Raw genomic sequence first — 14,879 nt, forward strand, 5'->3', positions numbered from 1 at the left:
AATTCACCAGCCCCTTGGTTACTAGCATGAACACGTCTTCCAGCGTCGGATCCTTGTCGGCATAGCTGCGCACGCGCACGCCTTCGCGCATCAGGTGCTCGAGCAGTTCGGCCACTTTCGCATCGTCGCCTTGGAGTTCGACTGTCGCCCGATGGTCTTCGACGCGCACATCGCGCGTTTCCGGCATGCTGCGAATGATCGATAGGCCGATGTCCATGCGGTCGACGAATTTGATCTCGATCAGCCGATTGCGGCGGATGCGGCGATACACCTCTTCGATCGGCCCGTGCAGCAGCAATTGGCCGCGCTCGATGATGCCGACCGAAGTGCAGCAATCGGCCAACTCGCTCAAGATATGGCTCGAGATGAGAATCGTCTTGCCCATGCGGCGGAGCTCTTTCATCAGCGCCTTGAACTCCATGCGGGCCCGCGGATCGAGGCCGCTCGACGGCTCGTCGAGGATCAGCACCGGCGGATCGTGCACGAGCGTCTTGGCGAGGCACAGCCGCTGCTTCATGCCGCGCGACAGGCCGTTGACGAAATCGTCGCGCTTGTGCGTGAGATCCAAAAGCTCGAGCACATCGCAGATGACCTGCTTGCGCCGGTCGCGCGGGATGAGATAGGCCACAGCGAAAAAATCCAAGAACTCCCAGACTTTCATCCCATCATAGACGCCGAAATTGTCGGGCATATAGCCGACGCTGCGGCGAACGCCGAGCGGATCGCGCGTCACGCTGTGGCCGTTGATCACGCCTTCTCCGCGAGTGGCTTTGAGCAGCGTCGACAGAAAGCGGATCGTGGTGCTCTTGCCCGCCCCGTTCGGGCCGATGAAACCGAACATCTCCCCCGCCTCGATCTTCAAATTCAAGCCATCGACGGCTTTGAATTCGCCGTAGTGCTTCGTGAAATCGGTGAGTTCGATCATGAGGAAGGGGCGAGGGCGAGGGGCGAGGGGCGATTGTTCGGGTGCGGGCGATAGGGTTAGGGGGAAGGAGCAGGGGTGGGCGGGGCAGTTGGTTCTTCGGGAGGCTCGGGCGGGGCGTTTTGCGTGGGGCGGAGGTTGACGTCGGCTTCGGGGGGGGCGGGCGGAGCATAACGCAGGTTTGCGACGACAAACACGCTGGCTCGGGTCGCTTGAGAGGCCTGCGGCGTCACTTCCATTCCCGGCAGCGGCTCGGCGAGCAAACCGACGAGCCGCATGTCGCCGGGTTTGAATCCGTCGCGATTCGTGACGATTTCCACCACCGAACCTCCAACGACACTTGCCGCGGCAGCACGGCGCTCGGCCGATCGCGCACGGGGAGAATCCGGGTCGTCGTCTTCGGGCGCTGGCGGAGCTTGCCGCCCCGGAGCTGCCGCCGGATGGTCGAGCGGCATCTCGCCGCCGCTCGCTGCCGCCAATTCCGGCAGCGCCGGTGAGCCTCGCGGCACGGGTTTGAAATCGAGCATGCGGTCGGAGTCGGCGGGAAGTTCGCCGATCCAGGCGGCGTCGAAATCGCCGTTCGGCTCGCGCCACACGACGCCTGCTTGCTGGAGCGTGAATTTCGAGCGGTTGAAAATCTTCAGCCGGCCCCCTTCGGTCGCGCAGGAAACCCCGCCGCCGAAATCGAACATCTGTTCGCTGTGCAACATCGCCGTCGAATTACTGGAAACGTCGAAATCGGTCAGCCGAACGTCGGCGTCGCGGTGCAGCATCACGGTTCGAGCATCCTGACGCAACCGCGATTCGCCGCCCAGGGCAAACGGCTCGACCAGCGCATGCGGATCGTCGAAGCGGATGTCGTAGGTCGTGGAAAGCGATGTGTAAAGGGCGGTGTAGCGGGTGAGATGGGCACGCGGATAATTTGGCTGCAGCTCGACCACGTCGATCTCGGTCTGCGAGCGGGCGAAGCCGATATTCAAATGCGCCGCCTTCGTGACCACGACCGCGCCCAAAATCGCGATCATCGGAGCGGCAACCCACGCCCATTCGACGCGGCCGATCCAATTGAAAAGCCCCCAATTCAATGGCCCCAGAATCACCAGATACGCGACCAGCATCCAGGCGACGAACATCGGCTTCGGGATCGTGATGCCCGCTGCGGTGCGGAGCGACTGGCGCGCGGCGGATGATATGCCGCCGAAATCGGTCCACGCTCCGACACCGGAACCGACCAACTCCCCATCGGTTATGAAATTTTCCCGATGCGACCCCGACGGAAACTGGGGTGGAGGCTGCATGGCGTCGTCGGCTTGCTCCTGCTGCGGTGGCGCGAAAGCGATTCCACTATCGCCCGCAAATTCGCCATCGTCAGCCATGTCGCGGCTTAGATAGCGCAGGCCGCAAGTTAGCCGCGGATCGAAGCGATTCTCATTTCGATCGGCCCACTGGGGCGCCCAATCATGGTCGAGATCGTCGGTCGTAACGTATTGGCGCGGCGGATGCCGCAGCAGGCAGGCGTTCAACAGCGTGTCGAAGCCCGGCCAGTTCAAGAGTTCGCGCTGTGTGAGATGAAATGCCGTAACCACGATCCGGCCACGGCCAACCGCGGCTTCAGCAATGAGACTCGTGCTCCCTTGCGGCAGCCAATGCGCCGCTGGGCGTAGACTGAGTTCGACGCCGCTCCACGGCCGCACCGGCTCGAGCGGCAAGTAGCGCTGCGGGACGTCGGAGACAAATCGCCGTTTCGACCATGTCGGCGGTCCGTCGGGGCCGGTCGGCTGCACTGCGGCCACCAGCGGCGCGAGCGATTCGGCCGTCAGCGTGCGGCTCTTTCCAGCCGTCGCGGGCAAATAGGGATCGAGAAAACTGTTGTGCAACCGCGTGAGTGTGTCGGGCCCGCTGACGATGAGCTGGCCGCCCCAGTGGAGCCAATCGAGCATCGCCTGCTGTTGTTCGAGCGACAGCAGGCCCGGATCGACGTCGTCCCAGAGCACGTAGGCCGTGCTGGTCCAAGCCAGCGAATTCGACGGCAGCGGAACGTATTTATCCACTCGCGGCGAGTTGACGCGATAGTAGGCGAGATTGCCGTCCCACGACGCCCCCTTCAGCGCGTCCTTGCGAGCGAACGATTTATAGCGCGACGGCTCGCGGGCCAGGATCACGAAATAATACTGGTAGGCGGGCATCGGCGAGAGCTCTTGCGAAACCGGCATGGCCACTTCGGCGCCGCCGCGGGTGTCGATTCGGTCGCGCACCCACGGCTTGTGCTCGCTGCGCGGGATGAAGAGCGTTTGGTCGAGATATTTTTCGCGTCCCTTGGGCAATACGACATTGCGCGTGGCAAGCAGCAGATAGGGCTGGCGATCCAGTTCGAGGGGCACGGCTTGGGTGTCGAGGCGGGCAAAAACATCCGCCTCCATCGATCCGACGAAGTCGAAGTTGTTCGCCGTTATTTTTCGCGTCGCGCTGAGCCAGTGTCCCGGCTTGGCTGCCGAGAGCGGGTTTTCCGGATCGGCGGGTTGCACGCGCAGATCGGAGATTTCGAAATCGGGCTTCGGCTTTTCTTTTTTCTTCTTCTCTTCTTCCTTCTGTTGTGCGGCCGTTTTTGCGGCATCGGCTTGTTGCTTGCCGGCGTCGGACTTTCCCCAGCCCCGCCAACCCAAGATCGGCAGTGCGATCCAAATCAACGGCAATAGCAGTGCGGCGCAAACGAAGAGAGAGAACAGTTTGAATCGACGGGACATGGCGAACCGCGCGGCAGCAAAGACGAGGCCTCTTCCGATCCTGCCCCTGAGTGTAATGCACCCCGGCCGCTGGGGAAAGATATTCGCATTCAGCGAGCGCCGCCGTTTCCTTGCGGCAGCGGGTGATTCCTTTTTTTCGCGGGGGGAACAACACCCTTCACGGACGACGGCGCGAGCTTCGCTTGCGACGGTTGGGCCGCGCCTTCTGGGGGCGTGGTCGGAATGGCAGGCGAATCGGTCGGCGCAGTGTCCACATCACCGCTGGTGTCGAGAAATACGTCGACTTGCATGCCGACGAACAAGCCCGGTTCGTCGCGGTCGACCTGGTAGATCACCTGCAATACGCGCGTGTCGACCCGCTCGGTGTTGTCGCCGGTGAGCGATTGTTTCGGGATCACGTAGGGTTCGACGCGCACGAAGCGCATCGGGAACCGCTTGCTCGGGTCGCCGCGCGGCGAGGCAAACGCGGGCACGCCCGGCCGGAAATACGGATAGGCTCGGGGAATATCGTTCTCGTCGATATCCACGCGGACGTTCAGATTGTGAACGCTGCCGAGCAAGAGCAGCGCTTGCGAGGGCGGGGTGCCGACGTATTCACCGGGCCGCAGGTTGACCTGCAACACCTTGCCGTCGACCGGCGCTCGAACGAGGCAGCGGCCGATGTCGGTCTTGGTTTGCCCGATCTGCGCCTCGGCCTGTTGGATGGCAGCCCGCGAGAGATTGATATTCGCGACGGCCTGGTCTTCCTGCGCCTGGTACTGGTCCAACTGCAACTCGCTGACCGCGCCGGAATTTCCCTTGAAGAGGGTCTTGAATCGCTCGTTGGTCGCCTTGGCGAGGCGCAGCGAGGCTTCGTTGAGTTCGAGTTGGGCATTGGCGGAAGCGAGATTCGCTTCTTGAAATTTGAGCAGGGCTTCGAGAGCCCGGGTGTCGACAAGGAACAATTTGTCGCCCGCCTTCACGCGCTGCCCGACTTTTTCCACCGGCACGTAGACTTCGAGCACCACACCGGGTAGCGCCGAGCCGATGGCGATATTCTCCGTTTCGGCCTCGACGATTCCGGCCCCGGCCACGGTTTGACTGAACGGGGTGCGCGGCGGTTCGATCGGCGGCGGAGGTTTGGGGGCGGTTTGCTGCGCCCGCATCACATGCCACACTGAAAACACGAGCATGACAATTGCCAACAGCGGCAGAAACAACTTGGTGAATTTCGATGTCACGGATATTGCCTCGCTTGCTGCGATTGTCGAACGGCTAGAAAGTGCAGTGTGTGCGAAATGGAGTGGCGAATCAAACACGCCTCGCCGGCTTTTCGTCTAAGCACCGAGTCACCGAGAACACCGAGACGACAAGGCCGAGTCGAAGGGTTGTGTGTTTCAGCGCCTGCGGCGATCGGCGTCGCTCGTTCATTCGGATGCTTCCGCTGCTCTCGGTGTTCGCTGTGGCTCTGGTGGTTAGCAATCGATTCAATTCCGAAACACGACGGCCGGCTCAAGCACCAGCACGCGATAGATGCTGATCAAGCTGGCGATCGCCACGATGAATCCTACGCTCACGGCCGTGCCGACCAGGATCTGCCACGGCATGTAAAACGATATTTCGGTGTTGTGCGTGGCCACGCCGAATAGCGTGGCCAGCCCCACGCCCAAACTATAGCCGATCAGCCCGACCACGAGCGCCTGAATGAGCACCATGCCGACAATCCGCCGATTGCTGACGCCCATGGCCTTCAGCGCCCCGAACTGATTTTGATTTTCGAGGACGAATGTATAAAACGTCTGCCCCGCAATCGCGCAACCGACGATGAATCCCAGCCCGACCGTGATGCCGAAATTGATCGGGATGCCAGTGCGCTTGAGATAATAAGAAATCGTTTTCCAGGCGAAATCGTCGCGCGTGATGGCGATCAGGCCTGTTTGTTGGCGAATTCGAGCACACACTCGCTTCGCCGACGCTCCGGGCTTGACGGCTGCCAGCACGAACGGCATCACGCGCCGCTCCTGCGGGATAAATTGCAGCGCGAGGCTATAGCGCGTGTAGAGCACCGGAAACGTTTGAAACGTGCGCGAGGCACGGCAAATGCCCACCAACACGGCCCGATGGTCGTTCATTTCCAACAGTCGGCCGGTGCGGAGCGGCTGGCGCGGCCAGAGATAATGATAACCCTCTTCATCCATGATGACGGCGTCGGGCTGCCGCAGATCGGCAAGCGAACCGAGCACGATTTTTGTCGGTGCGCCGACCATCGTCGCGTCGTCGAGGCCCAAGACGATCGCCTGCTGATATTTGCCGTTGCCCAATTTCAGCCGTGCCTGACCCTTATAGAAGTGCACCGCCCAGGCCACGCCGGGCACTCCCTGCACGCGCTGCAAATAATCTTCCTTCATCGGCTTCAATTCGTCGATGTAATCGACGTTCGGGTCCATCACCCAAACATCGGCCTCGGCGATGTCTTGCAATTGGCTCGTGGTGCGCAACAGCAGGCCGCAAAAAATCGAAAGCTGCTGTGCGATCAGCAGCGCGGCAAACGTGATCCCGGCGACGATGCCAAAATACTTGGCCCGATCGCCGACGAGCATCTTCAGAGCGATCCATCTCATGGTTTCACGCTGGGGCAACGACGGAAAAATGAAAACATCTCAGGCGGAGACGCGGGGGACGCGGAGAAACCGAGATCAATCAACAACACAAAACCCTCTGTTCGGAACATCCTGCAAGCGAAGTCCCAAAATCCAATTCGTGCCTTATCTTTCCTCCCTCTTCTCTCCGCGTCTCCGCGTGAGCTGCCTTCGTCTCGTCGTCTCTCCGCTGCCTCGCGTCATCGGAAGGCCGTCGCCGGTTCGAGTGTCAGCACGCGGCGGAGGCTGAACACCGACGTCACGAGCACGATCAGCGCCATCGCCACAGCCGTGCCGGCGGGGATTTGCCACACCATGTCGGCGGCCATCGGAATCGTTTTCAATCGCAGCGCCAGAATCTCTTCGATGCCGCACGTCATCCCCAAGCCGATTCCGTAGCCGATCAGTCCCACGAAAAATCCCTGGATCAGAACCATGCCGATGATCCGCGGGTTTGTCAAACCCATTGCCTTGAGTGCGGCGAAATGCCGCAGGTTGCTGATCGTAAACAGATGAAACGTTTGCCCGGCGATCGAGGCCCCGATAATGAAGCCCAACAACACGGTGGTGCCGAAATTGATCGGGATGCCCGTGCGGCGCAAATAATACGTGATCGTCATCCAAGCGAAGTTGCGCTGCGACAGCGCGAGCCGGCCGGTCTGCTGCAAAATCCGTTGGCAAACTTCATCGACCGGCACTCCGCTCTGCGCTTTCGCCAGGATGAACGACAGCGTGCGCCGCTCTTGCGCCGAATAGCGCAGCGCCTGGCTGTAGGTGGTGTAGACGATGGGAAATGTCTGAAACGTCGGCGATGCCCGGCAGATGCCGACGATATGGGCCCGGGTGTCGTTCATTTCGAACGTCTCGCCGATTCGCAGCGGTTGATTTGGCCAGAGATAGCGGAAGCCGTATTCGTCGATGATCACGGCATCGGGGCTGCGCAAATCGCCGATCGAGCCCAAGAGCATCTGCGGCGGTGCGCCGACCAACGTCTGATCGTCGAGCCCCAGCACGATGAACTGCTTGAAATTTCCCTCGCGAAACTGCGCCTGAGCCAGACCTTTGTAGAGCGGCACGGCCCAGGCCACGCCGCTGACACCGCGAACGCGATACAAATCATCGTCCGAGAGCGGCGTAATGTCGTCGACGAATTCCACGCTGGGATCCATCACCCAGATGTCGGCCCCGCTGATATCGCGGATTTGGCTCGTGGTATTGCGCATCAAGCCCACGAAAATCGACGCCTGCTGCGCCATCAGCATGCATGCGAACGCGATCCCGAAAACAATGGCGAAATACTTGCCACGGTTTCCGATCAACATCCGTAGCGCAATCCAACTCATGCCGGCACGACCGTCCAACTGCCCACGCTTGTGAAAGAATCGTTCAACATGCATTCTACCGGCTGGTTGCAAACCAGAGATAGGCGGGGTGTAAATCTTGAATCCCCGAAGGTCGCCCGGTTTCCGTCGCAGCGACGCCGCTTTGACCGCAGACAATCAGCCTCCGCCACGCGCTGGTTGCAAGCCCGAAGCCGCGGCGACGACGATCCGCTCGGCCACGGCGGCCGGATCAATGCGTTGTTCCACCGCGATCCAGCGGCATTCCGTCAGGCTACGCAGCCATGTGAGTTGCCGCTTCGCAAATTGGCGTGTGCGAGTTTTTATCAATTCGGCGGTTTCGGCAAAGCCGCGTTCGCCGGCCAAGTGCTCGAGAAGCTCGCGGTATCCGACCGCCTGCGAAGCGGTTCGGCTAAGCGCTCGGCCGCTGTCCACGAATTGTCGGGCTTCGTCGAGCCAACCGGCGGCGAACATCGCATCGACGCGGTCGTTGATCCGCCGGTGCAATTGCTCGCGCGGCCAATCGAGCACGAACACTTGCCGCCGCCCGCTTTCGCCGGCGGCCGTAAATTGCGTCTGCATGCTGCTGATCGGCTGGCCAGTGTGATGGTAAACCTCGAGGGCGCGGATCAAGCGGCGCGTGTCGTTCGGATGGAGACGATTCGCCGCGGCCAGATCGACTGCCGCGAGTTGAGCATGCAGCGCTGCGGAGCCTTCGCGCCGCGCGATCTCCGCCAGTTCGCCGCGAAAGTCCCAGTCGGCCGGCGGCCCGTCGAACAGGCCCCGCAGCAATGCCTTGAGATAAAGCGGCGAGCCGCCGACGAACAGCGGCCGTCGCCCACGATCGAGAACCTCCAGGACCGCTCGCTCCGCCGCGTCGATATATTGCGCAACACTGAAATCTTCGGTCGGCTCGACGAGATCGAGCAGATGATGCGGCACCGCCTGCCGCTCGGCCGCCGGTGGCTTGGCCGTGCCGATATCGAGCCCGCGATAGACGGCCATTGAATCGAGCGAAAGAATCTCGCCGCCGATCCGCCGCGCCAAATCGTTCGCAACCGCCGACTTGCCGGAGGCCGTCGGACCGGAAAGAAACCAACATTCTTGGAGACGGGCGAGCATTATCCGATTATAGTGGCCCCGAGCCGCCCCGCGCCGCGGCCGATTGCAGGATGGCAAGATTCTATCTACGATTGCTGATCCATGATGACAGCATGCTCGTGGGCCCCGCTTCGGTTGGCGTAGCCGCGGGATTTCCTTAGCCCAGGCTTTTAAGCTCTGAAGGCCTGGGCTAGGAAAAACGACAACCGTTCTGATCCAGCTATGACCGACCCTGAAGCCCACCGCCTCGCCGACCTGATGGCCACGATCGAAGATCGCAAGGCCAACCCGCCCGCCAAATCGTATACGACGACGCTGTTCGCCGGCGGCGTGCAAAAGATCGGTGCGAAAATCACCGAAGAGGCGGCCGAGGTGGTCGAAGCGGCCGGCGAACCCGATGAAGCCGGCCGCGCGCACCTGATCCGCGAAGCGGCCGATTTGATCTACCATTTATTCGTGATGCTGGCCCAGCGCGACGTGCGGCTCGCGGAGGTAGAAGCCGAACTGGCCCGCCGCAGCGGCACCAGCGGCCTCGACGAAAAAGCCTCGCGTTCCAAACCGCAGTAGATCGGTTGGAGCGAATCAAACTCAAAGCGTTTCGGGCGCATGTTGAACTTCGCATCCAACCTTCAAAGCGACTACGAACGAAGCGTGTCCGCCCCATGCCGCAAGGAGCGAGGGCAGGTGTTCACGCCGCCCGAGGTGGCCCGATTCATGGCGGGCCTGCTCGATTCGATTCCGACGGAATACGTGCTGCTTAACCCGGCGGCGGGCGTCGGCATCCTGACCGCCGCATTCTGTGAGCGAATCGCCGCGCTGCACTCGCCGCGAACGATCACGGCCCACCTTTTCGAAAATGATCCGCGAGTCGTTCCGTATCTCAGGCAGAACCTGGACAACTGCAAGCGGGAATTGATCGCCGCGGGCCATCGGTTCCACTACGTCGTGCATTCCGAAGACTTCATCCGTGCGGCGTCGCACGGTTTGAACGGTGGTGGGCTGTTTGATGAAGCCGGTTTCAATTTCCCTTGCGACGGCGTGATCATGAACCCGCCGTATTTCAAGCTGCGCAAGGATTCGCTGCACGCGAAATGGATGCTGCGAATCGTGCATGGCCAGCCAAACAGATCGGCACTGAAGTTGCTGGCGCTGGCCGGGCTCAATTCGGGCGATCCGTGGACAAAGGCCCGGAAACAGTCGCTCCGAATCTGGGATATGATGGCTTTCATGCGCGAGAACTGCGGCAAGGATTACGCCGCCAATTCGCGCGAAACGATCCGGCGGCAGACGATTCACCAGTTTGAGCAAGCTCGGGTGGTCGACCGAAAGTGCTATACGATGCGGCGAAGCATTGGCTGTTTCTTATCGAGGCCGCCACAAGCCACGGTCCGGTCGGCCCCAAGCGGCACGCAGAACTTGAACGGATGTGCGCAGGAAGCCCGGCCGCGCGGGTCTACATCACGGCGTTCCTCGACAAGGCCAGTTTCCGAAAGCGTGCGGCCGATATCGCCTGGGAAACCGAAGTGTGGGTTGCGGAGAACCCCGATCACATGATTCACTTTAATGGCCCAAAATTTCTCGGTCCGTATAGACCCATACCTTCCGCCGAGTAGTATGCCTTTCCTTCGTCTCGCCCCTCGCCCCTCGCCCCTAACCCCTCACCCCTTCCATGAACCTTCGCATCGGTGTTCCCAGTAAAGGCCGGTTGGCCGAAATTGCCGAGGAATTGTTGAAACAGGCCGGGCTCCACTTTCGCCGCACCGAGCGAAGCCTCTTCGCGCGCTGCCGCGAGTTGCCGGTCGATATCACGTTTCTGCGCACCGACGATATTCCCACGCTTTGCGCCGAAGGGGCCATCGACCTCGGCATCACCGGCGCCGATCTGATCGCCGAAAGCGGCGCCGATGTCGCCACCCGGCTAAAACTGGGGATGGGAAATTGCCGCCTGGCTGTGTGCGTGCCGGAATCGAGCCCGATCACCAGCGCCAGCCAGTTGAACGGCACGCGGGTGGCCACGAGCTTTCCACACGTTACGGCCCAGTATCTAAAATCGCACGGCGCCGAAGCGCATCTGGTGACGCTCACCGGCAGCGTCGAGATCATGATCGCCCTCGGCGTCGCCGACGCGATTGTCGACCTCGTGGAAACGGGGAGCACGCTCGCGGCCAACCAATTGCGGATTCTCGACGAAATCGGCCGCTACGAAACGGTGCTTGTGCAGAACCACAAGGCGCGCGAAAAGGAACTGGCCGACCGCGTCGTGCGGCGATTGGAAGGGGTCGTGATCGCCCGCAGCTATTCGCTGTTGGAATACAATGTGCCGCGCAAAAAACTTCCCCAGGCCGAGCAGATCACGCCGGGCTTCAATTCGCCGACGATCAGCGCCCTCGAGGATCCGGCGTGGTGCGCGGTCAAGGTCATGGTCCATCGCGGCGACGTGATACGGATCATGGAGCAATTGGAAACGCTCGGCGCTTCGGCAATTCTTGAAACGCAGATCACGAACTGCCGGCTGTAGGTCTTTGTCTCACGCGGAGCCGCGGAGACGTGGAGAAGAGATTTGACTTTTGTACAGCTCGCGGGCGGCTAGCGCCTTGCCGCTAACGCGACCCGTTAGCCGCAAGGCGCTAGCCGCCGGTGTTTTTCGCATCTCGCGCGATTTGCTGGCCGGCGCGAATCGTTGCGGTCACGGCGGAACGAGGATCGAGCAGAAGTTCGTGCGGCTCGGCTTCGATATTTGGCAGGCCCACGATTGCCAGATCGGCAGATTTGCCGGGCGTGAGCGTGCCGACTTGGTGATCGTGGCCGAGTGCCTTCGCGCCGCCGAGCGTTGCGGCGGCCAAGATTTTCTCCGGCGGCAACGAGTGATGTGCGGCCGCGAAGCGGATTTCTTCGAACAAGTTCAGATCGGGATTCGACGCTCGGCTGTCGGTTCCCAAGCCCACGGTTACGCCCGCGGCCAACAGCTTCGCCAGTGGATATGGTGCGTGCGGGAAATAGGCGTGAGTGCGCGGGCAGTAGACCACCGCCATCCGATCCGAACGGGCGGCAAGATAGGCGATCTCCTCGCCGTCGAGATACGTGCCGTGGATCACCAGCGCGCGGTCGGCGTCGGCCAACAGCCGTAAATAATCGATCGGTCGAGCACCGGGTGGAATTGCCGCCGGGTCCCAGGCTGCAAATTCTTGCAGTAAATCCCGCAACGGCCCGTCCCCCGTCGCCAGCAATCGCATCTCTTCCGGCGATTCGGCGATGTGCATCGCGAGCGGGATTTGGGCCATTCGACTTACCTCGGCCGCGTAGCGAATCACGGTCCGGTTGACCGTGTACGGCGAGTGCGGGCTAAAACCGACGGTGCCCTGCCGCTCCACATGCTCCGCCGCAGCGGCGATGTTCGCAACCGTTCGCTCCGGTAGTAAACCAAGCAGTTCGAGAAATACGACCGTGGCCGGATGGTTTGGGTTCGACGCGCCGCCAAGCAGCAAATCAACCGGCCAGCCAGCCGTCGCGATTTCGCCGAGCATCGCCGTGCCCGCCCGGACTGATTCTTCCAAGCCGCGGCGAACCGCCTCGCGGCGGTCGGTATCGCTCCGGCTGCGGCGATAAGCGACGACCGCGCGAATCCAATCGGGAAACGCGATGCCCGCGTGGCCAAGCGGGGCCGGTAAATCGCTGAATTCCAAATGCGTGTGCGCGTTTACGAATCCCGGCAGAATCGCGGCGTTTCCGAGATCGACGACATTGCCGCCCTTGGCCGCGGCGCTCGCAGACCATTGCCCGACCGCGACAATTCGGGACCCATCGATCGTCAGCGCCGCGTCGGCAATCGGCGGGGCGGCGACGGGAAACGCGTATCGGGCGCGGAAGATTTTCTGGCTGTCGCCCGCCGGCTGCAATTTCTCGCCGTCGTCAAGCATGCACCGCCTCGGCAGCTTCGCGGGCAATCGCTTCCTCGACCACTTCTTCCTCGGTGTGCTGATAGCGAAGCCTGCTGAACCAAGCCAGGATTCCGATTGTCGCCAATGCGGCGACCAGCACGATGCCCCCTTCGATCCACGGCATGAGCTTCGGATGGAGATTTTCCAACTCGGCGAGATCGCCTTGATATCGCTCTTGCAGCCACAACAGCGAGTTGTGGATCAGATGCACGAGCATGCCGGGCCAGATGCTGCCGGTTTGCACGGCGATATAGGCGAGCATGGTTCCGAAGATGAAGGCGGAAATGGATTGCTGGAGCACTTGATGGGTGACGGAGAAGAAAAATGCGCTAAGCAGAATCGCTCGCCATTTGTGCCCCGTATGCCGCAGGCCGGAGAGAATAAAACCGCGAAACGCGAATTCTTCGCACACGGCCGGCAACAGCCCGATCAGCAACGGCGCGAGCCACGCATATTTCGCATTCTTGATCAACAAGTTAAAAATGGCCTCGAGCGCCGCCACCTCTTTGCCCGGCGGGTAGATCGCCTGCAAAACATAACTCAGCGCGATCGACAGCGGATGCAGCGCGATGGCCAGCAACACCGCCATTGCAATCGCTCCCCAACCGGTGCGGCGAATCAATAGCGTCTTGGCCGGATCGCGAGCAAACAGCCCCGTCATCAGCACCGTCGGTACGACGACAATCGCCATGCTAACGACGACCAGCACGACCGCATCGGAATAGGTCGTCGGCAGCGGCAGCAGCAGCCCGACAAAGAATCCGCCGACGAGAATCAGCAGCCCGCAAACGACGGCGGCCGCGGCGGTGGGCGTGGCGCCGCGGGTGCGAATCGTGTGTTTTAGCCAGAGACGCAAATCGAGCCGTTCGCTTTCGCGGAACAGCACGCTCTCCTTGTTGAATTGATCCACTGCCCAACGCACCGCGATATAGCAACACGTGCCGGTCACCGCCACGACCGGCAACACCATCGGCAGCGCGTCGCGCCATTCGCCTTCCAGCAACAGACGCAGCAGCAGCACCAATCCGGTGAGCGGAATCAAGCTGGTGCCCAGCGTCAGATCGACTCCCGGCGCCATCGGCAAAATCAACAGCGGCATGGCCACCATCATGAGCGGCATCAGATAGTATTGCCCCTCTTTCGTGCTGCGAGCGACCACGGCCAGTGCGACGCATAGGGCGCTGAACAGGGCCGACACTGGCACCAGTGCGACGAGCATCCAGGCCACGGCCGACCATGGAGGGAAGCCCAATCCCGCCCCGAGCACCTTGCCCAGCGAGCCGATATGGCCCATCACCATCAATCCCGTGAATCCCATGCTGAGCAGATTCAAAAGCGACGTGGCCATGCTGAACAGCATGACGGTGAGCATTTTGCCGGCGACGATCTCCGAGCGTTCGGCAGGGCTGGAGAGCAAGGTTTCGAGCGTTCCGCGTTCTTTTTCGCCGGCGCAAAGATCGATGGCCGGATAAAAGGCTCCGGTCAGGGCCCAAATCAGCAGCACGAACGGCAATATTTTCGACCACAGGGCGGCTTGGCGTTGGCTCGGCTCGGCAATATCGGTGTCGGCGACGTTAAACGGTTGCGCTGCCGACGCCGGCACATTGCTGTCTTTGAGCGTTTGCTGGGCAATCGCCTCTTGCCAACGGTGGACCACCTGGCTCACGCGGTTGAATGCGATTTCCGATTTCTCTTTCGTCGAATTCCAATAAATCTGCGGCGAGGGAATTTCCGGAGAGGGAAGGTTCGCGGCGCTCGTTCGATCGCGACGCAATAACTCTTCGCGAAATCGCTTGAGCCGCTGCGAAAAATCGGGCGGAAAATAAACCACCACATCGTCGTTGCCGACGGCCATCCATTGACGACTCTGCTCGCCGATCGTCGCCTGCGATTTGGCGGCCGGTAGCTCATCGGTCCGCTTGCGCTCCACTTTCAGCAAATCGGGATCGACGCTTTTGTCGAACCATTGCGGCGCGAAGTGGTCGTCGTCCACGAGCGATGGAAACCCGGGCACGTTGGTCCAATCGACCACCAGAATCCGACTGGCATGCTCTTGCATGAACTGCGCGACCTGCACGAACGTCATCCCCAGCAGCGGATAGAGCAACAGCGGCAGCACGGCGATCATGAACAGCGTGCGCCGGTCGCGCAACTGATCGCGAACCTCGCGAAACAGAATCAGTTTGACGTTGGTCCAGGACAAAGCAGGGGCTAGG

At 61.4% G+C, this 14,879-nt stretch carries 11 protein-coding genes; 3 read left to right on the forward strand and 8 right to left on the reverse strand.

The window, feature by feature from the left end; genetic code table 11:
* The 6 genes from VHX65_03035 to miaA form a co-directional block, all read right to left on the reverse strand.
* A partial coding sequence (locus VHX65_03035; protein HEX3997506.1) for an ABC transporter ATP-binding protein occupies nt 1–925 on the reverse strand: 925 nt, incomplete at its 3' end.
* Nucleotides 926–981: 56 nt separating this feature from the next.
* A complete protein-coding gene (locus VHX65_03040; protein HEX3997507.1) occupies nt 982–3,666 on the reverse strand; it encodes a hypothetical protein in 2,685 nt (894 codons plus the stop codon).
* A gap of 89 nt (nt 3,667–3,755) precedes the next feature.
* Nucleotides 3,756–4,886: an efflux RND transporter periplasmic adaptor subunit gene (locus VHX65_03045; protein ID HEX3997508.1), complete on the reverse strand. Its 1,131-nt coding sequence runs from the start codon at nt 4,884–4,886 to the stop codon at nt 3,756–3,758.
* A 246-nt stretch (nt 4,887–5,132) separates the two neighbouring features.
* Entirely contained in the window at nt 5,133–6,266 is a 1,134-nt protein-coding gene (locus VHX65_03050) for an ABC transporter permease (GenBank protein ID HEX3997509.1), read from the reverse strand.
* 218 nt (nt 6,267–6,484) lie between these two features.
* Nucleotides 6,485–7,681, reverse strand: a complete 1,197-nt coding sequence (locus VHX65_03055; protein ID HEX3997510.1) for an ABC transporter permease — start codon at nt 7,679–7,681, stop codon at nt 6,485–6,487.
* A gap of 102 nt (nt 7,682–7,783) precedes the next feature.
* The gene (miaA, locus tag VHX65_03060; GenBank protein HEX3997511.1) at nt 7,784–8,746 is read right to left on the reverse strand and encodes a tRNA (adenosine(37)-N6)-dimethylallyltransferase MiaA; all 963 of its coding nucleotides are present in this window, start codon (nt 8,744–8,746) and stop codon (nt 7,784–7,786) included.
* Between the two features lie 201 nt (nt 8,747–8,947).
* On the opposite strand from miaA, the gene VHX65_03065 reads away from it, so the two are divergent.
* The 3 genes from VHX65_03065 to hisG all read left to right on the forward strand — a co-directional run bounded on the left by VHX65_03065 (nt 8,948) and on the right by hisG (nt 11,243).
* On the forward strand, nt 8,948–9,292 hold the full coding sequence (locus VHX65_03065; GenBank protein ID HEX3997512.1) for a phosphoribosyl-ATP diphosphatase: 345 nt from the start codon (nt 8,948–8,950) through the stop codon (nt 9,290–9,292).
* Between the two features lie 39 nt (nt 9,293–9,331).
* Entirely contained in the window at nt 9,332–10,279 is a 948-nt protein-coding gene (locus VHX65_03070) for a hypothetical protein (GenBank protein HEX3997513.1), read from the forward strand.
* 115 nt (nt 10,280–10,394) lie between these two features.
* The gene (gene hisG, locus VHX65_03075; protein HEX3997514.1) at nt 10,395–11,243 is read left to right on the forward strand and encodes an ATP phosphoribosyltransferase; all 849 of its coding nucleotides are present in this window, start codon (nt 10,395–10,397) and stop codon (nt 11,241–11,243) included.
* A 109-nt stretch (nt 11,244–11,352) separates the two neighbouring features.
* On the opposite strand, the gene VHX65_03080 is transcribed toward hisG, so the two are convergent.
* Nucleotides 11,353–12,642, reverse strand: a complete 1,290-nt coding sequence (locus tag VHX65_03080; protein ID HEX3997515.1) for an amidohydrolase family protein — start codon at nt 12,640–12,642, stop codon at nt 11,353–11,355.
* Nucleotides 12,635–14,866, reverse strand: coding sequence for an ABC transporter permease subunit/CPBP intramembrane protease (locus VHX65_03085; protein HEX3997516.1), 2,232 nt, complete (start codon nt 14,864–14,866; stop codon nt 12,635–12,637). Before VHX65_03085 ends, VHX65_03080 begins: the two co-directional genes overlap by 8 nt.
* Nucleotides 14,867–14,879 lie beyond the last annotated feature (13 nt).

This window comes from Pirellulales bacterium (assembly GCA_036267355.1).
Taxonomy (GTDB): Bacteria; Planctomycetota; Planctomycetia; order Pirellulales; family DATAWG01; genus DATAWG01.

Bases quoted from the DNA above. Each gene is read 5' to 3' on its own strand.
- VHX65_03080 (HEX3997515.1), bottom strand. From the start codon at position 12,642: ATGCTTGACGACGGCGAGAAATTGCAGCCGGCGGGCGACAGCCAGAAA.
- VHX65_03055 (HEX3997510.1), bottom strand. From the start codon at position 7,681: ATGCATGTTGAACGATTCTTTCACAAGCGTGGGCAGTTGGACGGTCGT.
- VHX65_03050 (HEX3997509.1), bottom strand. From the start codon at position 6,266: ATGAGATGGATCGCTCTGAAGATGCTCGTCGGCGATCGGGCCAAGTAT.
- VHX65_03070 (HEX3997513.1), top strand. From the start codon at position 9,332: ATGTTGAACTTCGCATCCAACCTTCAAAGCGACTACGAACGAAGCGTG.
- miaA (HEX3997511.1), bottom strand. From the start codon at position 8,746: ATGCTCGCCCGTCTCCAAGAATGTTGGTTTCTTTCCGGTCCGACGGCC.
- VHX65_03065 (HEX3997512.1), top strand. From the start codon at position 8,948: ATGACCGACCCTGAAGCCCACCGCCTCGCCGACCTGATGGCCACGATC.
- hisG (HEX3997514.1), top strand. From the start codon at position 10,395: ATGAACCTTCGCATCGGTGTTCCCAGTAAAGGCCGGTTGGCCGAAATT.
- VHX65_03040 (HEX3997507.1), bottom strand. From the start codon at position 3,666: ATGTCCCGTCGATTCAAACTGTTCTCTCTCTTCGTTTGCGCCGCACTG.